Source organism: Bacteroides sp. (genome assembly GCF_028690125.1).
GTDB lineage: Bacteria > Bacteroidota > Bacteroidia > Bacteroidales > Bacteroidaceae > Bacteroides.
Map to the genome: position 1 here is coordinate 201,319 of NZ_JAQVBV010000003.1, position 22,903 is coordinate 224,221.

Below are 22,903 nucleotides of genomic sequence, written 5' to 3' on the forward strand. Positions count from 1 at the left end.
TAATATGGTTATCCAGTCCACTTTCCAATAATCAAAACCTGTTGTATTTGCTGCTTTGATAGGCTCTGTTTCCCTCTAAACCATAAATTTCTCCAATTTGTTTTTCCAACGTTTCCAATCGGGCATTTCTGATTCGAGAAGTTCAAAAAATGCTTTGGTGTGGTCATGGTGTAATAAGTGGCATAACTCGTGTGTTATCACATACTCAATACATGGTTTAGGAGCTTTTATCAATTCTGTATTTAAGATGATTTTCCCTTTTGGTGTACAACTTCCCCATCTGTTTCCCATTTCTTGTATATAAATAGAAGAAGGTGAGATTCCATATTTGGCGAAACGAGTGATAATAGGTTCTGCTATTTCGGCAAACTTTATCTTTGCATGTTCTCTGTACCAACTTCTCATTAATTCTTCTGCCTTATATTGTTGCGAACACACCACTTCAAAATAACGTCCTTTGTATTTGGCACTATTGGGTTTTCCATTCATTACTTTGAGCATATATTGTTTACCCAGATAATAATGTGATTCGCCACTTACATATTTTTTAGGAGGTGTGTGTGTCCCGAACGAAAGGAAGTACGATTGTTGTTTTACAATCCATCTGGCACGTTTTAGTAATTTTGACTCAATTAGTTCCTGTGAGGAACCCAAAGGAGCATTAAGTAAAACCTTTCCTTCGGGCGTGACGATAATTCCCAACGTTTTTCGTTTGGTAAATTTTATGCTATACTGAATTGATATTGTGCCATATACTATTTCACCATTCATTGTTTAAACCATAATTTTGCTACTTCTACACATCGGTCTATTATTAAATCCATATCGTCAAATGAAATTGGAAGGTTATACTTTCTTTTCACTTCATCGATTAGATAATCTTCAATTTCAATTTTCATTTTTCCGATAATGTTTCCTTTATTAGGCCAATCGATAATAACCATCTCATTATCCATTATATGTTCTTTTATAATAGCGTCTATAGCATTAGCGGTATACAATGCTATTTCTTTCAAGTTTATCTCAGTCTCATCCTTCAGGATCATTTTATAGACTTCAAGACTTAATCCGAAATAAGCTCTTGCGGCATTATTATTTTGAATAGATACAGGAATGTCGCTGTCTGTGTGGGAAAGTACCTTATTCATACATTCTGTCACACGTTTAAGATATTCTATTTCATCAATTCGGGCTTGCTCGTAGGCGGCGATGGTTTCTTCAAGCAATTGCGAAAACTTTTTGTAGAAGGCAGGGTCGGCATCCATATTCTCTGTAATGTGCTTGGCTGTTCTTGATGCGATGGTGTCAGCTTTGGCTACGGTGCCTGTCACTTTTTCCACTTCCTGAGCAAACTTCTCTTTATCAAAGATATTCACCAGTTCTGTTATGATTTTCACTTCTCCACTTTCTATGTGGGTATTAATCAATTTCTGTATTTGGCTTTCGTACTGTTTGAAGTTAATGGTGTCAGAATAACGCTCTTGGACTGCACTTCTAAGTTTTAAGAACATGGTTAAGTCATTCTTGTAAACTTCGATTTCATTTTCGGCCGTGTTTTTATGGAAATAGATTGCCGATAGTGCAATTTTTAGCGTTTTGGCATAGGCTGTGAGCTTCTCATAAAACTCTTCACGAATATTATCCGCACGTAGCAGTTCTCCATAGGCTTCTAAATCTTTTTTGTTACCAATCTCCTTAAAGATGTTCCAGATGTCCGAATGCTTTTGTGGTAATTGGAATATTTCTTCGGAAATATCAGTAAATGTACCTTCTAAGTCTTCGGCATTGAAATTCGAGTATAGTTCAAGAGCTGAATTCAGATTACTTAATACGCCATAGTAATCTATAATATAACCGAAATCTTTGTCATCACAAACGCGGTTTACACGCGCTATAGCTTGCAATAGCGTATGATCAGTCAGTTTTCGGTCAAGATACAGAACTGTATTCTTCGGTTCGTCAAATCCTGTTAATAACTTATCAACTACAATTATGATTTCGGGTTTCTCACTCTCTTGGAAACGGTTGATAATATTCGTTTCATATTTTTTGGCTGTCCCATGTTCATCCATCATGCGTTTCCAGAAGGCGATCTCGGTGTCGGATGTATCCCCATATGCAGCATCTTCTCCTTCACGGGTATCAGGAGAGGTTATTAAGACTTCTGAAGAAACAATTCCTATTTCATCTAAGAACTTTTTATAAAGAATTGCTATACGTTTACGAGATGCCACGAGTTGAGCCTTAAATTTAGTTCCTTGCCAGTTTTCTTTAAAATGGATTGAAATATCCCAAGCGATGGCGTAAATACGTTGCTCCGTTTGGTTTAGCTGGTCGGCACGACTGAATTTCTTTTTCATGTCTGCCCGCTGGTATTCGTTTAAGGGTTCACAGACTTTCTCAAAGTAAAGGTCGATCGGTTTTTCGTGTACAATCTGTGGAATCATGCGTCCTTCGTAAAGCAGTGGAACTATTGCACCATCTTTCACTGCCTGGTCTACTGTGTAAACAGGCAGAATGATACCTCCAAACTTTTTGGCTGTACTTTTCTCTTTTTTCATCAATGGTGTTCCCGTCATAGCTATGAAACAGGCATTCGGTAATGTCTTTTCCATTTTAGTTCCCATTTCGTCATATTGTGAACGGTGCCCTTCGTCGATGAGTACGAATATATTAGGATCAGCGAGTGGTTTCTTTATGCCTTTTACTGCTGTTTGAAATTTATTGATGACCGTTGTAATTACTGCGTTACTTTTACTTTCGAGCAATTCAGTCAGCTTGCTACCGGTGCGTGCATTTTCAACATACGTACCGCACTTTGTGAAAGTTTTTGTTATTTGTCTGTCAAGGTCGGTCCGGTCAGTTACTAGAATGATTTTAGGATTACGGATGTTTTCATCTAAAACAATAGCTTGTGCCAAAAGTACCATTGTTAATGATTTACCGCTTCCTTGGGTATGCCATATTACACCTCCATGCCGTTTGCCACCTTCGATGTTACGGATTCTGTTTATGGTTTTGCAAACGGCAAAATATTGCTGATAACGGGCTATTTTTTTGATTCCATCATGATAAAGCGTATAACGATACATTAATTCTAGTAACCGTTGGGGACGGCATAAGGAGTATAGACATTCATCTTGTACAGAAGGGGTAATTGGCGCAAGATATATTTCCTCAAAATGCTGTCGGACATAGTGAAAACGTTCAGAGAAGAGTTTGTTGTTAATATGTTTGATATTAACTAAATTGTAAAGTGCTTGTTTATGTGCATTCTCTTCTTTACTATCGGCAAATTGCTCTGTCCATTTTGCCCAGAACTTTTCAGGGGTAGCTGTTGTTGCGTAACTTGCTGATTGGGTTGCAACTGAAAGCAGGAGGGCTGAGTAGACGTATAGTGAGCGTATCCCGTCATCTTTTTGATTTCGCAAATGTTGTGATATAGCTTGTGCGATAGAATCTTTTATATCAGGACGTTTGCATTCTATCACACATAGTGGTATACCGTTTACAAACAAAACAATGTCCGGACGATAAGTCTCAGTTGTTCCCGTGCGTGTTACTGCAAACTCTTCGGTTACGTGAAAAACATTGTTTTCAGGATGCTTCCAATCAATATATTGCATTGTGAAACTTTTCTTGTCTCCATCCACTATTTGTTCGAGTGTTTTTCCTGCTGTTAGCAGATCATAAACAACTTGCGATGCCGACATGAAACCTTCATTCAATGGTACGTTTCGGAGTGCTTCAACACCAATTGTAATGTTCTGCGGTGTAAATAAGGCAGTCTTTGTAGAACTTACTTGTATGGTGTTGATATGTTCCAACTGGCGGCGCAGAATTGATGTCAGCAATACATTGGAGGTATTACCTTCACGCAATTCCAGAGCTTCATCTTGAGTGAGATAAATATAGCCTAGCTTTTCAAGTAACATGAGAGCGGGGATTTGGCTGATGTGGTCTTCTTTGAAAGATATTCCGTTCATAGTGAATGTTTTTTATAATCAGCTTTAATTATTCTTTTGGAGTTCGTAGATTCTATTTTAATAATTATCCCAATTAGCTGCTGCAAACATTTTCATTCCATTAGCAGGATTGTACCAAGGATACAGTTTTAAAAACTCTTTTTCTGCATCGACAAAGTTATTATTGATCACTCTTATATGATGTAAATATAATAATCCTATCGTAGCAGAACGAGACATTCCTTGATTGCAATGTACAAATACTTTCATGCTAGGTAGATGTTGGTCAATTGCTTTAATTGCTTCGTCGATAATTTGTTTTGGAATATATGCAGGATTAGGAGCATCTACCAAATTTAATATTAAGTGATTTTCACGATAAGCTATTAAGTATTCAGGATGGGTTTTAGGTGCACCTTGTCCTGAATATCCTAATGCTTGTCGATGATACGGTTCTTTACAGGCATGTATAATAAACCAACCATCTTGTTGTTTGATAATATTCTCATAATCATCTTGGGAACCAATGTGTAAATTGGGATAAATTTCTTTCATGTTATTTATGTTTTTATTCTTTTTTTTCCAGTTAGTAATTGTTGCATAAGGCTACGTTTCTGAGTGCCGAATTGATCAAGACGTTTTTTCACTAGTTCAATTTCCAGATCAGCTGTTGCTAGAATAGTAGCGATTACTTGCTGCTCTGTAAAGTGCGGAAAAGGAACAGTTGTGTTGAAAAAATCTTTTCTATCTACATTTAATAAACCATCACCTCTTGCACCAGATGTAATTATTCGTTTAAGCTGTTTGTCTAATCCATGATTAATAAACCATTGTTGATAGAAACTAATGTTTATTTTGGCAGTTTTTTGAAAACAAATATAGACAAAAGGAACAAGGGCATATTCGTATTCATCTAGTTTATAAATGCATCCCATTGGATATGTTTTAGAATTTCCTTTGTTATATGCGAAATCATCTTTTTTTAATAGTGTGTATTTATTAAGACTATTCCCCGCAATGATTCTGTCGAATTTATTTTGCTGAGAAACTAATCCTAATTTTGCAGAAATCGTCATTACTGGGTAGTTCTGTTGCTTGTCATTTATTGCATTAACTTCACAGAATATATTTCCGAGTCTTACTTGTTTCCATGGTTCAGTATAATAAAGAAGCCGTTTTTTTCCCGTGAGTAGTTGTTGCATTAAAGCACGTTTACGACAGATGAGTGCATCAATTAGTCTTGTTTGCTTTTCAATAGCATCATCCCATACACTGAGTATTTCTGCTATTTTTTTCTGCTCATTAATCGGTGGAACTATGAGCTTGTACCGAACTAATTTCTCGACAGATAATCCTGGTTGAGCTGAAGATTCTGAGAATTTGTTTAGATTCCAATAATCAAGTTTATATTTTAGCCATTGTATATTTTCGAAAGATTGAACTGCAATTGCATGTTCCGAAATATAGTTTCTGCCTTCAACATAGTTTATATTTCCACATAGTGCTCCTTGGCGACCTATTAATATATATGCTCCATCATGTGTGTAAGTATCAGAATAACCTCGTAATCCATTACCACCATATACGGGATATTTCCCTTTTTCGGATATTTGTTTTGAGGTTATTGTTGTTCCGCTCTTAAAGTGAGAACATATCTCCCCTAATCTTTTAATCTCCCATTCCTTCGGAATAACTCCCAATGTTGAATCTTTATATCCTTCCGGTATATCTTTCTCTTTCATATTCCTAGTCTTGGTTAGATGTTTTTTTATTCAACACCTTTTTCTGTTCGCTCGCCAATCTACGCTCTACCTTTTTAATATCTTCTGCTGCTGGCAAATCTTCCGGTACAATGCCTCTTTCCAGAAGCATTTTTCTTACGGCGAGGTTATTATCAACATGTTCTTTAGATATAGATGTTTCACCATGCAGATCTTTCGCTTGCACATTGACACTTGTCATTTCGGCGGCAAAATCTTTTGCTTTTATGCTGATAGTCGGCAAAAAGTCTGCTATGGGGCGTTTTTCGGGTACTCCCATTTTGTGTTTCATGAGTGCTGTATTCAATCGAAACAGAGCCTGATCTCCTTTGGAGCGAATGATAGCGAACCCTTTATCATTTACACCGCGCTCATATAAAACGCCGGAAAGGTGCTTTTCTGTTTCTTGTAGTTTGATGCGAGCTTTGATACGTTCTACTTCCAATAACCGTTGCTCTATTAATTCTGCCCTTCGCGTTTGGACGGCGAAATATGTCTGTGCAAAAGCGACTTGCTCCTTTCGAGAATCTCCATTTTGAGCAATCAGATAACAAGCATAGCGTGTCAGAAGGATATCATCGATCTCTTTTTCGGCTCCTTTGGGCATAGCGATCGTTTTCCTGACGTCAGGAAAATGATCAGCAGTATCCTGTCCGGCATTTCGGCACGATTCTTTTGCTTTTTCAATTACTTTAGAGAAGTTTTCCCACTTACTGTATCCAAACAAATGTTGTATTTCTCTGGCGCTCCAACATTCTACTCCTTCTAGTTCTGAAGCAGCTGCCTCGAAGTCGGAAAATAAACGCTTAATTTCTTCTGTCTTCATTTTCAATCAGTTCCTTTTGTCAATAACCTAATTCTTTTAGATAAGCTTTCATCTTTGTTTGTACTTCGGCAAGTTCCGCTTCAAGCGAATCGATCTCCTTTTGCACGGCCACGATATCAATTTCCTCTTCTTCTTCGTAGGTATCTACATAACGAGGTATATTAAGGTTATAATCATTTTCAACAATTTCTTCTCGCGTTGCCACATAGGCATATTTATCCTCCGCTACACCTGATGATAGTTCTCCTGCCGTAAATTTACGATAGGTAGAAACGATATGATCAATATCCTGATTACGTAACCTGTTCTGGTTCTTACCATTCTCATATTGACGGCTGGCATCAATGAAGAGTACATTGTCTGTCTTTTTTCCTTTGTTGAATATTATAATCGTTGCCGGGATACCAGTACCAAAAAATAGATTAGCTGGAAGACCTATAACTGCTTCCAAGTAGTTTTCTTCAATAGTCTTTTGGCGTAGTTTCCCTTCGCTTGACCCTCGGAATAGCACGCCATGGGGTGCTACCACACCAACTTTACCATGCCCTTCATATGCAACTTCGAGCATGTGACTGATAAATGCCCAGTCTCCTTTGCTTTTGGGAGGAACGCCTCTCCAGAAACGTTTATATTGATCATTTGCAGCTTCATCGGCTCCCCATTTGTCGAGAGAAAACGGAGGGTTGGCTACAACTGTATCAAACTTCATTAACGCATCGCCTTCTTTAAGTTTCGGATTTCGAAGTGTATCACCCCAACGGATGGTAGCACTGTCAAAACCATGTAACAACATATTCATCATTGCTAAAGCCCATGTGCTACCGTTAAGCTCTTGTCCGTAAAGTGAGAAGTTGTCTCCTCCAACCTCTTTCCCCGCTTTAATCAATAAAGAGCCGGAACCACAGGTTGGGTCACAAATTCTGGCTCCCGGCTTGCTCTTAGTTAGTTTGGCCAATAAAGTCGATACTTCTTTGGGAGTGAAGAATTCACCCGCTTTTTTCCCGGCACCACTTGCAAAATACTCGATTAGATACATATAAGCATCTCCAATTACATCGTTATTCTCCAAATGTGATTCATCAAATTGTAACTTTTCGTCAGAAAAATCGATGAGCAGGTTTTTCAGACGGGTGTTTTTATCTTTGGCTTCTCCGAGATTACTACTATTAAAGCTTATATTACGGAATATGCCACTACCATCTTCGCTACTCAGTTTTTCTCGATTAGCATTTTCCAGGTCGGCAAGGGCGATGTCTATCAGTTCTCCGATATTTATTTCGTTGCGACGTTCGTATAAATAGTCAAAAGTACTGTTCTCCGGTACAATAAAGCGTTCATGCCGCATGGCTCTTCTGGCACGTTCTTCATTACCTTCATATCTTTTAAGATATTCCTGATACTTTGATTTATTTACATCGCTTACGTATTTTAAAAACAGCATGGTGAGAATGTAATCCTTGTATTGGCTGGGGTCAATCACCCCTCTGAATGTGTCACAAGCCTTCCAGATCACTTTGTTAATATCGTCCTGAGTAATTTTAGATTCCATTATTTATAATATTTTTTAGTTTGTATTCTGTTAATAGGTTACGTTTGCGGATAATTTCCTTATATAACCTTTCTTCCTCTTTTTGAAGTTCGGCTATTGCTAAAATTGTTTTTTGTTTGTCAATAGAAAGAATCGGAATGTTTAGTTCTTCCATTGTTGCCTTTGATATGGAACGGATTGCGGTCCCTTTTGCATTTAGACTCAAATATTGCAGTGTTGTAGGCAAATTGAAAAACCAACATAGATATTCCGGGAGCACTCTGTTTTTATTAGTGATTTTAATAACGAGAAATGATGATGAGGCTACCGCATTATATTTCTGGGTCTCGAAAATGGCACAAAAAAGATTTGTTCCTTTTGCCACAAACAACAAATCCTTTTCTCTGAGAAGATATTTGATATTTGTGTTGTCAAGTGCAATAGTGGGCTTTTGCCTTGAGTGCATACAGCCATTACTGTCGAAGTTATTAACTTGCAGATATAAGGTGTTGGCTGCTGGCGATGGCTTGAGGTATACGCCTGTTTGCACTTCTGCTATATCTTTTAATTTAGTCATTATATTTAATTTTGTACTCGATCTACAAAGAAATAAACTATTCTTTAATTATCAAAATTATTTTCAGTAATAATTCTACAAAATATCACTGCTTGTTTTTTTATGTTTATTTTTGTTGCCTCTTTTATATATTCCTTATCCTCTTATAGAAATTTCAATTATGAAGTTTAATTCCAAAAGCTTAGTTATTTCTCTGAATAAAGTAATACCTTTGGGTGCACAAATTAATTCGTTGAACTATAGTCTTCCTTTCGTTGAACTATAGTCCAACGAAAGGAAGGCTATAGTTGTCGCTTCGAAGGACTATAGTTCAACGAATTAATTTGTATACAGAAAACTATTAATTGTTGAACCATTATATATTAATTATAGTATGAGCATTTATTATGATCTTTACGCAAGTGGCAATCCGCTGAAACGGGAGGAACAACAACCGCTTCACGCGCGTGTTATTCCATCAGGAACCCTTGACGCCAAGAAATTTATCGAACTGGTATCCAAGTCCAATGGTTTCAGTCAAGCTACCATTGAAGGTTGCCTGCAAGCTGTGACGGACGAATTGCAGCGTTGGCTCTCACAAGGATGGACCGTAGAAGTTGGAGAGTTGGGCTATTTCTCTTTGTCATTAAAGTGTGATCGTTCGGTGATGGAGAAGAAAGAAATCCGTTCGCCTTCTATCCGGCTTAATAAGGTGAACCTGCGTGTTAATAAGAAATTCAGCGAAGGGTTGGAGCCGTTACAGTTAGAACGCATCGCATCTCCATATCGTACAGACAATACTCGTGGGGAAGATGAATGCCGTGCACTTCTTATGCGGCATATAGATGAACATGGTTGCATTACCCGTGCTGATTTTGTGAGATTGGCAGGTATCAGTCGTGATAAGGCAGTGGAATTTCTCAGAAAATATTTGGATGAAGGTATTATCCGGAGATATGGGGCAGGTAAGACGGTGGTGTATTTGAAAAAGTAATGAAGTAAGATGTTCATAATAATAGAACGAAGTTAGACTATTTTAATAAGACATCCAAGTTTGTCAAGTTAATGAACTGAAATATTGTTCTTTTGGTATGGTTTTTTATGTGAAAAGCTATATCTTCGAAGCACTTTTAATAGTTGAAGAACAAAATGTTAGATTTAAAACAACTTACAGCTGATGTTTGCCATATCGCGACGGAAGCCGGACATTTTCTGAAAGAAGAACGGAAAAGTTTTCGGCGTGACCGTGTGGAAGAGAAACACGCGCATGATTATGTATCCTATGTGGATAAAGAGTCTGAAAAGAGAGTGGTAGCAGCGCTTTCTGCTTTACTGCCCGAAGCCGGATTTATAACGGAAGAAGGTTCTGCTATTTATCAGGATGAGCCCTATTGTTGGGTGATTGATCCGCTGGACGGAACGACAAACTATATACATGATGAAGCTCCTTACTGTGTATGCATTGCTTTGCGTAACCGTACGGAATTACTTTTGGGAGTAGTCTATGAGGCCTGCCGGGATGAGTGTTTCTATGCCTGGAAAGGAGGTAAAGCCTATATGAATGGTAAAGAGATTCATGTCTCCGATGTAAAGGAAGCAAAAGATGCCTTTGTTTTTACCGAGCTACCTTATAATTATAGTCAGTATAAACAGACAGCTCTTCATCTTATTGATAAGTTGTATGGCAAGGTAGGAGGGATTCGTATGAATGGATCTGCTGCTGCGGCAATTTGCTACGTAGCTATGGGACGTTTTGACGCTTGGGCGGAGGCTTTTCTCGGAAAATGGGATTATTCGGCTGCGGCACTGATTGCTCAGGAGGCCGGTGGAAAAGCTACCGACTTTTATGGTAATGATTATTTCATAGAAGGACATCATATTATTGTTAGCAACCGATATTTGCATCCCTTATTCCAAAAATTGTTAGAAGAAGTTCCTCCATTGGATATGTAGGGCTATGGATTTATTGAATTGTAACGATACAAATTACCACTATGATGGAACACACTTTGCTTATTAAAGGCTGGCTCAATTCATTTCTGTCTCTCTTTTTTCCCCGTTGCTGCCTTACTTGTGGCAAACCACTGGCAAAAGGAGAGGAGTGTATTTGCACGATGTGTAATATAAACTTGCCACGTACAAATTATCATCTTCAGAAAGATAATCCGGTGGAGCAGCTTTTCTGGGGAAAGATCCCCTTGGAGCGGGCGACTTCTTTTTTCTATTACCGGAAAGGTAGTGATTTCCGTCAGATTCTTCATCAACTAAAATATGGCGGACAGAAGGAACTCGGAGCAATTATGGGGCGTTGTATGGCATCAGAACTATTGTCGTCCGGTTTCTTTAAGGGGATGGATGTCATTATTCCGGTTCCGCTACACAAGAAGAAACAACAACTACGTGGCTATAATCAGAGTGAATGGATAGCTCGTGGAATTACAGATGTGACGGGGGTTCCTATAGATATGGAATTGGTTGTACGCCGAAAGAATACTGAGACTCAGACACGTAAGTCTACTTTTGAACGCTGGGAAAATGTAGATGGGATTTTTGAGCTCCATTCTTCCCGAAATCTTCAAGGAAAACATGTGTTGATTGTGGATGATGTGCTGACGACGGGTGCTACTACTGTAGCGTGTGCTTCTGCATTGATGGAAATAGAAGGATTACAAATCAGTATATTGACTTTGGCAATAGCAGAGTGATAATAAATAATGTGCATAGGAGTATATTTTATAATAAAATAATATATCTTTGTTCAACATCCTATCTTTTGGAGGCATAGAAATATTTATATGAAAAAACACAAATATGGAAACGAATAAGTACATACCTTGTCCGCGAGATACACATAGTGTTGAGTTGCCGGAATCTTTAAAGGAATTGTCTGAAGCAATGGCTTCTAATGAACATGAGTTGTGGGCGTATGAGCAATATATAGAGGGTTGGAGATATGCTTCGGAAGGTAATGATAAAAGCAAGAAAACACCCGATATGGTGCCTTACAGCGAATTGTCAAATTCGGAAAAGAAAACTTCTCTTGCGACTACTGCAACTGAAGTTTTGAAATTCATTTATTTAAATGGGTATGAAATACAAAAGAGAGATACTTCATCTAAAAATAGGGTGAATTATAATCCCGTAAGGGGAGGCTGGAAAGTGGTGACTGTAATTCTTATATTCCTTTCCCTGTTGATAGTTGCCTTTATTGCATGGGGAGCAATTAAGGTGTGCACAGGTGCATTCCCTTCATCAAATGAAGTTTATATGAGTATTATCTATTTAGTGATAGCCTGTGTATTTTTGTTTGGCATAACGAAAATTGTTTTAAAACTGATTGCTTTATTTGCTGATGTTTTGCATAAAGATCATCAAGTGTTGAGTGAGCTTTATGCGGAAGAACAAAAGAAAGAAATTATTCGGAGAAGTAAGAATAAAATTTGAACCACTGCTAAATTATTAAAATCCAATGAACTCTATATTCCGGCTTTTGTCTTTACATTTTGACCGTTCTTTCTCTGGAAAAGGATGGAAACAATTATCGTGGTTGTTTGGCATCATTCTATTTGTATTTGGGCTTATCTTTATTTTGAGTTTGGCTTATAATTTTGCTAACCCTTCGGTTGAACAACTTGCGTCTGATGAAGTTAATGCACCTTTAGGAAGATTTTTTCAATTAATTTGTCTTTTCATTGATCCCGGTAATATTAATAATGTACCTCCTTCTCTTCGCTGGTTTGCATTATTGGTAGTTGTGATTGGTATGCTGCTTTTTACCGGATTACTTATTTCTGTGGTTTCCAATATGTTGGAAAGAAGGGTTGAGCGTTTTCGTGAAGGTGATATTGACTATCGGTTGAGAGATCATGTAGTAATCATTGGTTTTGATGAGATGGTGCCGACATTAATTCAACAAATATGTTCGGACCCACATTATCAACAATGCTATATATTAGTACAAAGTATTTGTCCGGCTGTGGAGATCAGAAATAAAATACATACTCTGTTGGATGTCAAGAATGAAAATCGTATTGTAGTGTTACATGGACGGAGAGATTCAAAAGAAGATCTTTCGAAACTTCACACAACTCATGCTCGTGAAGTATTTCTTATAGGTGAGCGGGATGAACATGATCATGATTCGCTCAATATCGACTCTCTTAAAATAATTGTTTCTATTCATAGAGAAGAAGAAGGTTGTCAGATGATTCCTTTCACTGTCATGTTTGAATATCAAACTACATTTGCAGCTTTTCAGCTAACCGATTTATCTGCCGAATGGCGAAAATACATTGATTTTCACCCATTTAATTTCTATGAGGAGTGGGCTAAGAAACTTCTCGTTAGCCGTTGCTACAAAAAAGGAGACGAGGTTATTGTTTATCCTTCTTTAGACAGAACTCCTATCACGGAAGATAGCGTGAAGACAGTACGTTTTGTCATCATTGGTATGAGCCGGATGGGAGTTGCTCTTGGGGTGGAGGCTGCTCATTTACTGCATTTTCCCAATTATTGCAGAGATAATAGATATAAAAGTGTTATAACTTTTATTGATGAACAAGCTGATAGGGAAATGAACTATTTCCGTGGGAGATATCAACATTTCTTTGAGATAGCACCAACTGTATATCAGGAGGTCAATCAGGAAGGAGAGCTAGAAATTCAGATACTTCCTCCTACAAAGTTTGAAGGGACAGATGCTGATTTTCTGGATATTCAGTTTGAGTTTATCAAAGGCCGTGCTGAAAGTGAAGTTATACAGAAGCAATTGAATGAGTGGGCTTCACCGGAAAGTAATGAAATACTTACCATTGCAGTCTGTTTGAATTATCCCCCACAAAGTGTCGCCATAGGGCTTTATCTGCCTGATAGTATTTTCGAGAACAATATTCCGGTATTTATTCGTCAAGAAACGTCAAGTGCATTGCTTAGTATGCTCAGTAGCAGGAAGGATGAAGAATGCGAATATCATAAATACTCTCATATTTATCCTTTTGGTATGATGGACAACTGCTATGACCTTGATCGTAACGGGATGCAGAAAGGAATGGTTATTCATTATATCTATGATTTCTTCAATAATTATGGCGTTTTGCCTGAAAGTTGTCCGGATGTTAAACGCTTGGAGAAAAGCTGGAATAAACTTCCTGTTGCACAGCGGTGGTCCAATTTGTATAGTGCCTGTTCTATTGATTATAAGCTGCGTTCCGTGGGCTGGGACGGCAAGAGTGGTATAGAACTGACTTCCAAACAAATTGAACTTCTCTCACAGGTGGAGCATAACCGTTGGAATGTGGAGAAGCTGCTTCTTGGTTTCAGGAAACCGACGGCTGCTGAAAAGAAGATTATTGATAGTAGTAAAGAAAAAAAGAAGGAGTATAAGAATGAACGGTTTGTACACCCGGATATTTGTTCCTATGAAGAATTACCCCAAAGCTCTAAAGATTATGATAGGTGTATCGTCGGTGGAGTATCCCTTGTGGTAGATTACAGACAATCTACCTGATAAAATTGCTTTAACAGTAACGAAGCCTATATGAAAGGATTTATACCGATCTCTTTGCTGTAATAGAAGCTTTTACTTTTCGGACAAAGAACGATCAGAAAATATGAATATGTTCCCCAATTAGAAAACATGGGATGAATATGTTCTTTTGTCTAGAGATGATCTTTGAAAAAGTAAAGCGGATAAAATAAAAAAAAGCCAGCAAAAATGCTGGCTTGCTCTTCCTCTTGGACTTGAACCAAGGACCCTCTGATTAACAGTCAGATGCTCTAACCGACTGAGCTAAGGAAGAATATTTGCAATTGAGATTTTGAACTTTGCTCTTCCTCTTGGACTTGAACCAAGGACCCTCTGATTAACAGTCAGATGCTCTAACCGACTGAGCTAAGGAAGAATGTTTTTCTCAATTGCGATGCAAAAGTAATAGGATATTTTGAAATATGCAATATCTTTGCAAAAAAAATATTGAGAATGGATAAAATAATAGGATTGGGCAACGCCCTGGTAGACGTACTTGCAACCCTGGAAGATGATACACTCTTAAATGAAATGGGCTTACCTAAGGGGAGTATGCAACTCATTGATGACGCTAAGTTACAACAGATTAACTCCAAATTCTCTCAGATGAAAACCCATTTTGCAACGGGTGGATCGGCAGGAAATGCCATGCTAGGGTTGGCTTCACTAGGGGCAGCAACCGGTTTTATTGGAAAAGTGGGAAATGACCATTATGGAAATTTTTTTCGTGAAAATCTGAAGAAAAATACAATTGAGGACAAACTTTTGATATCTGAACAACTACCTTCGGGGGTCGCATCGGCTTTCATTTCTAAGGATGGAGAACGTACTTTTGGAACTTATCTGGGAGCAGCTTCCAGTCTGAAAGCAGAAGAACTGACATTGGATATGTTTAAGGGTTACGCGTATCTGTTTATTGAAGGGTATTTGGTGCAAGATCATGAAATGATTCTTCATGCCATTGAATTGGCAAAAGAAGCCGGATTACAGATTTGTCTTGATATGTCGAGCTACAATATCGTAGCTAATGATTTGGAATTCTTCTCCTTATTAATAAATAAGTATGTAGATATCGTTTTTGCCAACGAAGAAGAAGCAAAAGCGTTTACGGGTGAGGAACCGGAAGAAGCACTGAGGACAATAGGCAAGAAATGCAGTATTGCTATCGTTAAGGTGGGAGCGAACGGCTCTTATATTCGTAAAGGAACGGAGGAAATAAAAGTTTCTGCAATTCCTGTTGAGAAAGTGGTGGATACTACCGGTGCCGGTGATTATTTTGCATCCGGATTCCTGTATGGTCTTACTTGCGGATACTCGTTGGAGAAGTGTGCTAAAATAGGTTCTATTCTCTCGGGAAATGTTATTCAAGTGATTGGAACTACGATCCCACAGGAACGCTGGGATGAAATTAAGTTAAATATTAACAAGGTTCTGGCGGAATAACCAAGGATTGAGTTATTTTTACGTCTCATTTTAATGAAAAGAATATGAAAAAATTGCTGAATAAGCGGATAATTGCCGGTTTAGTGGCTGTAATTGCAGTGGCTGCTTTCTTTAGTTTCAAGAATGGAGACGATCGGAATTTCCAGCTTGCTAAGAATCTGGATATATTCAATGCCGTTGTGAAGGAGTTGGATATGTTTTATGTGGACACTATTGATCCCAACAAAACAATTCGTGAAGGAATTGATAATATGCTACTGTCTTTGGACCCATATACGGAATATTTTCCCGAAGAGGATCAGAGTGAACTGGAACAGATGGTCAAAGGGAGTTTCGGAGGAATTGGTTCTCTGATTACATATGATATGAAAATGAAGCGATCTATGATTGCTGAACCGTTTGAAAACACTCCGGCTGCCAAGGCAGGATTAAAAGCCGGAGACATCTTGATTGAGATTGACGGTAAAGATCTTGCAGGAAAAAATAATGCGGAAGTAAGCCAGATGTTACGTGGAGAAGCAGGTACAAGCTTCAAACTGAAGGTAGAACGTCCCAATGAAAAAGGAGGGCGTACACCCATGGAATTTGATATTGTGCGTGAGTCAATCCTGACTCCTCCTATTCCTTATAGTACTTTAATGGATAATAATGTAGGATATATCAGTTTGAGCACATTCTCAGGTAATCCTTCAAAAGACTTTAAAAAGGCATTTCTGGATTTGAAGAAGCAGGGAGCTACTTCTCTGGTAATCGATCTTCGTAATAATGGAGGTGGTTTATTGGATGAAGCGGTAGAAATAGCTAACTATTTCTTGCCTCGTGGAAAAGTGATTGTGACTACAAAAGGCAAGATAAAACAAGCTAGTAATACTTATAAAACTTTGCGTGAGCCGTTGGATCTGGATATTCCTATTACAGTATTGGTAAATAGCGGAACCGCTTCTGCGTCTGAAATTCTATCAGGTTCTTTGCAGGATTTGGATCGTGCCGTGATTGTGGGTAACCGTACTTTTGGAAAAGGATTGGTTCAGGTTCCTCGTTCACTGCCATATGGAGGTACGATGAAAGTAACTACTTCTAAGTATTATATTCCAAGTGGACGTTGTGTGCAGGCTATTGACTATAAGCATCGCAATGAGGATGGAAGCGTGGGTACTATACCGGATAGTCTGACTAATGTATTCCATACGGTGGCAGGACGTGAAGTTCGTGATGGTGGTGGTGTAATGCCGGATATTGTTGTGGAACAAGAGAAACTGCCGAATATATTGTATTATCTGGTGCGTGATAACCTGATTTTCAATTATGCTACTCAATATTGCTTGAAGCATCCTACGATTCCTTCTCCCGAAAAGTTTGAAGTGACGGATGCTGATTATGATAATTTCAAAGCAATGGTCAAGAAGGCTGATTTCAAATATGACCAGCAAAGTGAAAAGATTTTGAAGACTTTGAAAGAAGCAGCAGAGTTTGAAGGTTATATGACAGATGCTTCTGAAGAGTTTACTGCTTTGGAAAAGAAGCTGAATCATAATCTCGACCGTGATTTGGATTATTTCGCTAAAGATATCAAACCGATGATTGCTTCTGAGATTATCAAACGCTATTATTTTCAGCGCGGAGGTATCATTCAGCAGTTGAAAGATGATAATGATTTGGAAGCTGCTTTGAAGGTTCTGAATGATCAGGCGAAATATAAAGAAATACTAAGTACGCCGGTGGCAAAGAAATGATGCTGTTGTTGCTATATAAAAGAAGGTAACAAAGGTTTATAATCGCTTCTTTTAGACGCGGATGACACGAATAACGCGGATTTTAGGAATTTAGATAATAAATTTAATCTTAAAAATCCGCGTTATTCGCGTCATCCGCGTCTGAAAATTACATATTGATAGCTTGTTTTATTCTTGATAGATTTCTGCAAATGTCATTTTCTCATTTTCTCACTTTACAATGACTATTGATGTGCTTTAGGTAGTGTAAAATAAAATGTGGTTCCTTGTCCTTCTTTGGAGCGTAACCAGATACGTCCGCCCATTCTTTCTACCAACATTCTACAAAGAGTTAATCCGAGTCCTGTTCCCTGCACGAAATTGTTGATTTTACCGAAACGTTCAAAGATACTTGCCGCTTTTTCGGCTGGAATGCCGATACCACTATCTTTCACATAAAACTCCACGAAGTCTTCTTTCTCTTGAAATCCGAAGTGGATTTCTCCTTTGATGGTAAACTTTGTAGCATTGCTGAGCAAATTGCTAATCACTTGAGAGATACGTTCGGAATCTCCGATTACGTATGTGCTTGAAATTTCATTGTCTAGAATTAAATTTACACCTTTATGAACCTTGGGACTGTATAGTTGTTGTAGTTGTACACAATTATCTAATAATTTGATAGGGCGAATCTTAAATTTAAGAGAATCAGATTCTAATGCGGAAATATCCAAGATATCACTAAAAAGATTGAGTAGCAACTCTGAATTTTTTTCGACGATTGCAGAATATTGTTTCTTATCTTCGGTGTTACTGGACGTAGCGATTAATTGCGAGAATCCTACGATCGCATTGAGAGGAGTACGTATCTCATGGCTCATGTTGGCAAGAAAAGCAGACTTCAACCGGTCGGCTTCTTCCGCTTTGATGCGCGCTTCATCTAAAGCCTTTTCCATTTCATATTGCCGTGAAATGTCGCGACATATACATAGTAAATATTTGTTGTCTAACGGGAAAATACGATTCTCAAAATGATGCAAAGTGCCATTGACCATTAGATTATGCCTGGAGATAGAGCTTTGTTTTGTATGTATTACTTTCTCCATGTTCTCGTGTACGCTTTCATAAGCATCTTCCGGAATAATATCTTTTACTTTTGAATGAATGATGCTTTCTGCTGTCGTACCTTCAACATGGTTTGTAGAAGGAGAAGATACCAATTCTATAATATTACCGTTGTGATCAATAACAGTTAGCATATCGGGCAACGCATCCAATATGCGTGTGCAATATTTATCGCGGAAACGTTCTTTTCCGGAAGAAGGCAATTTGGAAGAAAGGTTTTCTATCTTTCTTTCTAATTGATGTATTATTATTAATAGCTCTTCTTTCGTTTTATTTTCGTAATTCTCCATAGATGATGAATAAAAACTGTATAAATGTTGCAAAATATGTGTAACTTGTTGCAAATATAAAACAATATTTTAATAATACGCTGTTCGTTCCAAGTTATTATTTGATAAAAAAGATGGATAGCTTTTGCCCTACTAATCAGAATATTCTATCTTTGTGGTCATTATATATTAAATGATTTACAATATGTCTACAGAATTGTTCTCTACTCTGCCTTATAAAGTGGCAGATATTACGCTTGCTGACTTCGGACGCAAGGAAATCGAATTGGCAGAAAAAGAAATGCCCGGCCTTATGGCTCTTCGCGAAAAGTATGGAGAATCCAAACCCTTAAAAGGTGCCCGCATTATGGGGTCATTGCATATGACCATTCAAACGGCTGTTTTGATTGAAGCTCTGGTTGCATTGGGAGCTGAAGTTCGTTGGTGCTCTTGTAATATATATTCAACGCAGGATCATGCGGCAGCTGCAATTGCTGCTTCAGGAGTTGCTGTATTTGCCTGGAAGGGTGAAACGTTGGCTGATTACTGGTGGTGTACGTTGCAGGCATTGAACTTTGCAGGTGGTAAAGGGCCGAATGTAATTGTGGATGATGGTGGCGACGCTACTATGATGATTCATGTAGGTTATGATGCCGAAAACAATGCGGCTGTGTTGGATAAAGAGGTGCACGCTGAAGATGAAATAGAGCTGAATGCTATTTTGAAGAAAGTTTTGGCAGAAGATAATACTCGTTGGCACCGTGCTGCTTCAGAAGTTCGTGGTGTATCCGAAGAAACGACTACCGGAGTACATCGTCTGTATCAGATGCAGGAAGAAGGAAAACTTTTGTTCCCTGCCTTTAATGTAAATGACTCGGTAACAAAATCTAAATTTGATAATTTGTATGGGTGTCGCGAGTCATTGGCAGATGGTATCAAGCGTGCTACGGATGTGATGATTGCCGGTAAAGTGGTTGTGGTATGCGGATATGGTGATGTTGGAAAAGGTTGTTCTCATTCTATGCGTACTTACGGAGCACGGGTGTTGGTGACAGAGGTTGATCCGATTTGTGCTTTGCAGGCAGCCATGGAAGGCTTTGAAGTGGTAACAATGGAAGAAGCATGTGATGAAGGTAATATTTTTGTGACAACTACCGGAAATATTGATATTGTTCGCATCGACCATATGGAGAAGATGAAGGACCAGGCAATTGTTTGTAACATTGGACATTTTGATAATGAAATTCAGGTAGATGCTTTGAAGCACTATCCCGGTATCAAGTGTGTCAATATCAAGCCGCAGGTAGATCGTTATTATTTCCCGGATGGACATAGCATAATTTTGTTGGCAGACGGTCGTTTGGTAAACTTGGGCTGTGCTACCGGTCATCCGTCGTTTGTGATGAGTAACTCTTTCACTAATCAGACGTTGGCTCAGATTGAACTGTTCAGCAAGAAATATGATATCAATGTATATCGTTTACCGAAGTACTTGGATGAAGAAGTGGCGCGTCTGCATCTTGAAAAGATCGGAGTGAAACTGACTAAATTGACTCCGGAACAAGCTGCATATATCGGTGTATCGGTAGATGGACCATATAAGGCTGAACATTATAGATATTAATTTAGCGGATGCCGGAAAATCAAAATCTCCGGCATCCGTTATCAATTTTCATTATTATGAAGAAAATCCTTCCTGATTTAATTGCCATTCTGGCTTTCGTCATTCTTTCTTTTGCTTACTTTTTCCCTGCGGATATTGAAGGACGTATTCTTTTTCAAAATGATTCAGTTGCCGGAGTAGGTGGTGGCCAAGAAGCTACAGAGTATCTGGAACGTACCGGAGAACGTACTCGTTGGACAAACTCTCTTTTTGGAGGTATGCCTACCTATCAGATGTCTCCTAGCTATGATTCAACCAAACCATTGAAATGGGTGGAAGCTGTCTATCATTTGTATCTCCCGCCTTATGTAGTACTGACTTTTATCATGATGATTGGTTTCTATATCTTGCTGAGAGCGTTTGGAATATCAGTTTGGCTGTCGGCTTTGGGAGGTGTCATATGGGCTTTCTCTTCCTATTTCTTCATATTGATATCAGCAGGGCATATTTGGAAATTTATAACGTTGGCATATATTCCACCTACGATTGCTGGTGTTGTGCTGGCGTATCGTAAGAAGTATTTGCTGGGAGGAATCGTTACCGCTTTGTTTATAGCTCTTCAGATTCAGTCGAACCATATACAGATGAGTTACTATTTTATGTTTGTCATCTTATTCATGGCAGGGGCATATTTTGAAGATGCGTATAAAAAGAAAGAATTACCTCATTTTTTTAAAGCTAGTGCCGTTTTGTTATTGGCAGCAGTGATAGGAGTCTGTGCAAATCTATCCAATCTTTACCATACTTATGAGTATAGTAAAGAAACAATGCGTGGTAAAAGTGAATTGAAACACGAGGGTGCTGCTGCGGAGAATCAGACCGGTAGTGGACTGGACCGTGATTATATTACGCGATGGAGCTACGGTATTGATGAAACACTGACATTGCTCGTTCCCAATGTAAAGGGAGGAGCTTCTGTTCCTCTGTCGAGAAGTGAGACGGCAATGAAAAAGGCAAATCCAACCTATAGTAGTCTTTATTCTCAATTAACGCAATATTTTGGTGACCAGCCAATGACCTCCGGTCCGGTTTATGTGGGAGCTTTTGTGATGTTTCTTTTTATTCTGGGCTGTTTCATTGTAAAAGGACCCTTGAAGTGGGCTTTGCTGGGTGCAACTATTTTTTCCATTCTACTTTCGTGGGGAAGGAATTTTATGGGGCTGACGGACTTTTTTATAGATTATATGCCGATGTACAATAAGTTCCGTGCAGTTTCTTCTATTCTGGTGATTGCTGAATTTACGATTCCGTTATTAGCTATTTTTGCTTTGAAGGAGGTGCTGGTAAAACCGGATATATTGAAATTGAAAGAAAACCGTACGGGGATGATTATCAGCTTGGTATTGACAGCAGGTGTTGCCTTTATCTTGGCAGTAGCACCCGGGATTTTCTTTTCAAATTATATTCCGGCTCAGGAGATGGCTGCTTTGCAACAAGGCATTCCCGGAGAACAACTGAGCCCGATTCTGGCAAATATAAAAGAAATGCGTGAAGCATTATTGACTTCGGACGCATGGCGGAGTTTCTTCATCATTGTGATAGGATGTGCGTTGTTATTCCTTTATGTGCAAGAAAAGTTAAAAGCTTCTTTGACGGTGGCAGGTATTGCTATTCTTTGTCTGGTGGATATGTGGGGTGTTAATAAGCGCTATTTGTTTGACGAGGAGTTTATTCCGAAGTCTCAGCAGACAGATGTTTTTCGCAAGAGTCAGGCAGATGAAATCATTCTTCAGGATACTACATTGAATTACCGTGTGTTGAATTTTGCAACCGATACATTTAATGAAAATAATACTTCTTATTGGCATAAGAATGTAGGTGGTTATCATGCTGCGAAGTTGCGCCGTTATCAGGAGATGATAGAGCATCACATCTCACCGGAAATGCGTGAAACTTATCAGGAAGTGGCTACTGCTAATGGAGCAATGGATAGTGTGGATGCTTCAAAGTTCCGTGTATTGAATATGCTGAATACGAAATATTTTATCTTTCCCGCCGGAAAACAAGGGCAGACGATTCCTGTCATGAATCCTTATGCTTATGGCAATGGGTGGTTTGTAGATAAAGTTCAGTATGTTGATAATGCTAATGAAGAGATTAATGCACTGGGTCATATTCTTCCGACTGAGACTGCTGTGGTCGATGCAAAATTCAAGGAAGTGCTGAAAGGAGTAACCGAAGGTTATAAAGATTCTCTGTCTACTGTTAGGATGATAAGTTATGAACCGAATCGTTTGGTTTATGAAACTTCTTCTGCTAAAGATGGAGTGGTTGTCTTTTCTGAAATCTACTATCCGGGTTGGCAAGCAACTATTGACGGACAACCAATAGATATAGCACGCGCTGATTATATTCTGCGTGCAATGAATGTTCCTGCCGGTAAACATATGATAGAAATGTGGTTCGATCCGCAGAGTCTGCACGTAACAGAAAATATAGCTTATGCTGCAATGGCTTTGCTGTTGATTGGTGTGATGCTGTTTGTATGGTTAAAGAGGAAACAATGCATTAAAAAGTAATTCACGAAGTAAT

The 22,903-nt window shown here is 38.5% G+C and carries 17 protein-coding genes and 2 tRNA genes; 9 read left to right on the plus strand and 10 right to left on the minus strand.

What is annotated here, in order from left to right:
• Positions 1–75: 75 nt before the first annotated feature.
• The 7 genes from PHO71_RS03600 to PHO71_RS03630 are packed head-to-tail and all read right to left on the minus strand — an operon-like array spanning position 76 to position 8,656.
• On the minus strand, positions 76–771 hold the full coding sequence (locus tag PHO71_RS03600; protein WP_300199022.1) for a M48 family metallopeptidase: 696 nt from the start codon (positions 769–771) through the stop codon (positions 76–78).
• Positions 768–3,986 (minus strand): type I restriction endonuclease subunit R, encoded by a 3,219-nt coding sequence (locus PHO71_RS03605; RefSeq protein WP_300199025.1) that lies wholly within the window; start codon positions 3,984–3,986, stop codon positions 768–770. The genes PHO71_RS03600 and PHO71_RS03605 overlap by 4 nt, the downstream gene beginning before the upstream one ends.
• Positions 3,987–4,043: 57 nt before the next feature.
• Positions 4,044–4,520, minus strand: coding sequence for a phosphatase (locus tag PHO71_RS03610; RefSeq protein ID WP_300199028.1), 477 nt, complete (start codon positions 4,518–4,520; stop codon positions 4,044–4,046).
• 5 nt (positions 4,521–4,525) lie between these two features.
• The gene (locus PHO71_RS03615) at positions 4,526–5,707 is read right to left on the minus strand and encodes a restriction endonuclease subunit S (protein ID WP_300199031.1); all 1,182 of its coding nucleotides are present in this window, start codon (positions 5,705–5,707) and stop codon (positions 4,526–4,528) included.
• A 4-nt stretch (positions 5,708–5,711) separates the two neighbouring features.
• A complete protein-coding gene (gene dinD, locus PHO71_RS03620; protein ID WP_300199034.1) occupies positions 5,712–6,551 on the minus strand; it encodes a DNA damage-inducible protein D in 840 nt (279 codons plus the stop codon).
• Between the two features lie 19 nt (positions 6,552–6,570).
• Positions 6,571–8,100, minus strand: a complete 1,530-nt coding sequence (locus PHO71_RS03625; RefSeq protein WP_300199037.1) for a type I restriction-modification system subunit M — start codon at positions 8,098–8,100, stop codon at positions 6,571–6,573.
• Positions 8,090–8,656: a restriction endonuclease subunit S gene (locus PHO71_RS03630; protein ID WP_300199040.1), complete on the minus strand. Its 567-nt coding sequence runs from the start codon at positions 8,654–8,656 to the stop codon at positions 8,090–8,092. Before PHO71_RS03630 ends, PHO71_RS03625 begins: the two co-directional genes overlap by 11 nt.
• 373 nt (positions 8,657–9,029) lie before the next feature.
• Between PHO71_RS03630 and PHO71_RS03635 the strand changes: the two genes are divergently transcribed.
• The 5 genes from PHO71_RS03635 to PHO71_RS03655 all read left to right on the plus strand — a co-directional run bounded on the left by PHO71_RS03635 (position 9,030) and on the right by PHO71_RS03655 (position 14,141).
• Positions 9,030–9,629 (plus strand): type IV toxin-antitoxin system AbiEi family antitoxin domain-containing protein, encoded by a 600-nt coding sequence (locus tag PHO71_RS03635; protein ID WP_300199043.1) that lies wholly within the window; start codon positions 9,030–9,032, stop codon positions 9,627–9,629.
• 155 nt (positions 9,630–9,784) lie between these two features.
• Positions 9,785–10,588: an inositol monophosphatase family protein gene (locus PHO71_RS03640; RefSeq protein WP_300199046.1), complete on the plus strand. Its 804-nt coding sequence runs from the start codon at positions 9,785–9,787 to the stop codon at positions 10,586–10,588.
• Between the two features lie 44 nt (positions 10,589–10,632).
• Positions 10,633–11,340, plus strand: coding sequence for a ComF family protein (locus tag PHO71_RS03645; protein WP_300199144.1), 708 nt, complete (start codon positions 10,633–10,635; stop codon positions 11,338–11,340).
• Between the two features lie 106 nt (positions 11,341–11,446).
• The gene (locus PHO71_RS03650) at positions 11,447–12,079 is read left to right on the plus strand and encodes a RyR domain-containing protein (protein WP_300199049.1); all 633 of its coding nucleotides are present in this window, start codon (positions 11,447–11,449) and stop codon (positions 12,077–12,079) included.
• Positions 12,080–12,104: 25 nt separating this feature from the next.
• The gene (locus tag PHO71_RS03655; RefSeq protein WP_300199052.1) at positions 12,105–14,141 is read left to right on the plus strand and encodes a hypothetical protein; all 2,037 of its coding nucleotides are present in this window, start codon (positions 12,105–12,107) and stop codon (positions 14,139–14,141) included.
• Between the two features lie 218 nt (positions 14,142–14,359).
• Here the strand turns inward: PHO71_RS03655 and PHO71_RS03660 are convergent.
• Together PHO71_RS03660 and PHO71_RS03665 are read right to left on the minus strand one after the other, a co-directional pair.
• Positions 14,360–14,433, minus strand: a tRNA-Asn gene (locus PHO71_RS03660).
• Positions 14,434–14,461: 28 nt separating this feature from the next.
• A tRNA-Asn gene (locus PHO71_RS03665) sits at positions 14,462–14,535 on the minus strand.
• A gap of 77 nt (positions 14,536–14,612) precedes the next feature.
• On the opposite strand from PHO71_RS03665, the gene PHO71_RS03670 reads away from it, so the two are divergent.
• On the plus strand, positions 14,613–15,602 hold the full coding sequence (locus PHO71_RS03670; RefSeq protein ID WP_300199054.1) for an adenosine kinase: 990 nt from the start codon (positions 14,613–14,615) through the stop codon (positions 15,600–15,602).
• 44 nt (positions 15,603–15,646) lie between these two features.
• A complete protein-coding gene (locus PHO71_RS03675) occupies positions 15,647–17,335 on the plus strand; it encodes a S41 family peptidase (protein ID WP_300199057.1) in 1,689 nt (562 codons plus the stop codon).
• Between the two features lie 224 nt (positions 17,336–17,559).
• Here PHO71_RS03675 and PHO71_RS03680 read toward each other — a convergent pair whose 3' ends face one another.
• On the minus strand, positions 17,560–18,729 hold the full coding sequence (locus PHO71_RS03680; RefSeq protein ID WP_300199060.1) for a PAS domain-containing sensor histidine kinase: 1,170 nt from the start codon (positions 18,727–18,729) through the stop codon (positions 17,560–17,562).
• Positions 18,730–18,913: 184 nt separating this feature from the next.
• Between PHO71_RS03680 and ahcY the strand changes: the two genes are divergently transcribed.
• Both ahcY and PHO71_RS03690 read left to right on the plus strand, forming a co-directional pair.
• The gene (gene ahcY, locus PHO71_RS03685; protein WP_300199063.1) at positions 18,914–20,332 is read left to right on the plus strand and encodes an adenosylhomocysteinase; all 1,419 of its coding nucleotides are present in this window, start codon (positions 18,914–18,916) and stop codon (positions 20,330–20,332) included.
• A 56-nt stretch (positions 20,333–20,388) separates the two neighbouring features.
• A complete protein-coding gene (locus PHO71_RS03690; RefSeq protein ID WP_300199065.1) occupies positions 20,389–22,890 on the plus strand; it encodes a YfhO family protein in 2,502 nt (833 codons plus the stop codon).
• Positions 22,891–22,903 lie beyond the last annotated feature (13 nt).

What these genes read in the sequence shown, in the direction of transcription:
- PHO71_RS03625 (WP_300199037.1), bottom strand. Translation starts at nt 8,100, where the DNA reads ATGGAATCTAAAATTACTCAGGACGATATTAACAAAGTGATCTGGAAG.
- PHO71_RS03600 (WP_300199022.1), bottom strand. Translation starts at nt 771, where the DNA reads ATGAATGGTGAAATAGTATATGGCACAATATCAATTCAGTATAGCATA.
- PHO71_RS03610 (WP_300199028.1), bottom strand. Translation starts at nt 4,520, where the DNA reads ATGAAAGAAATTTATCCCAATTTACACATTGGTTCCCAAGATGATTAT.
- PHO71_RS03655 (WP_300199052.1), top strand. Translation starts at nt 12,105, where the DNA reads ATGAACTCTATATTCCGGCTTTTGTCTTTACATTTTGACCGTTCTTTC.
- PHO71_RS03680 (WP_300199060.1), bottom strand. Translation starts at nt 18,729, where the DNA reads ATGGAGAATTACGAAAATAAAACGAAAGAAGAGCTATTAATAATAATA.
- PHO71_RS03650 (WP_300199049.1), top strand. Translation starts at nt 11,447, where the DNA reads ATGGAAACGAATAAGTACATACCTTGTCCGCGAGATACACATAGTGTT.
- PHO71_RS03605 (WP_300199025.1), bottom strand. Translation starts at nt 3,986, where the DNA reads ATGAACGGAATATCTTTCAAAGAAGACCACATCAGCCAAATCCCCGCT.
- PHO71_RS03645 (WP_300199144.1), top strand. Translation starts at nt 10,633, where the DNA reads ATGGAACACACTTTGCTTATTAAAGGCTGGCTCAATTCATTTCTGTCT.
- ahcY (WP_300199063.1), top strand. Translation starts at nt 18,914, where the DNA reads ATGTCTACAGAATTGTTCTCTACTCTGCCTTATAAAGTGGCAGATATT.
- PHO71_RS03635 (WP_300199043.1), top strand. Translation starts at nt 9,030, where the DNA reads ATGAGCATTTATTATGATCTTTACGCAAGTGGCAATCCGCTGAAACGG.
- PHO71_RS03670 (WP_300199054.1), top strand. Translation starts at nt 14,613, where the DNA reads ATGGATAAAATAATAGGATTGGGCAACGCCCTGGTAGACGTACTTGCA.
- PHO71_RS03690 (WP_300199065.1), top strand. Translation starts at nt 20,389, where the DNA reads ATGAAGAAAATCCTTCCTGATTTAATTGCCATTCTGGCTTTCGTCATT.
- PHO71_RS03630 (WP_300199040.1), bottom strand. Translation starts at nt 8,656, where the DNA reads ATGACTAAATTAAAAGATATAGCAGAAGTGCAAACAGGCGTATACCTC.
- PHO71_RS03640 (WP_300199046.1), top strand. Translation starts at nt 9,785, where the DNA reads ATGTTAGATTTAAAACAACTTACAGCTGATGTTTGCCATATCGCGACG.
- dinD (WP_300199034.1), bottom strand. Translation starts at nt 6,551, where the DNA reads ATGAAGACAGAAGAAATTAAGCGTTTATTTTCCGACTTCGAGGCAGCT.
- PHO71_RS03675 (WP_300199057.1), top strand. Translation starts at nt 15,647, where the DNA reads ATGAAAAAATTGCTGAATAAGCGGATAATTGCCGGTTTAGTGGCTGTA.
- PHO71_RS03615 (WP_300199031.1), bottom strand. Translation starts at nt 5,707, where the DNA reads ATGAAAGAGAAAGATATACCGGAAGGATATAAAGATTCAACATTGGGA.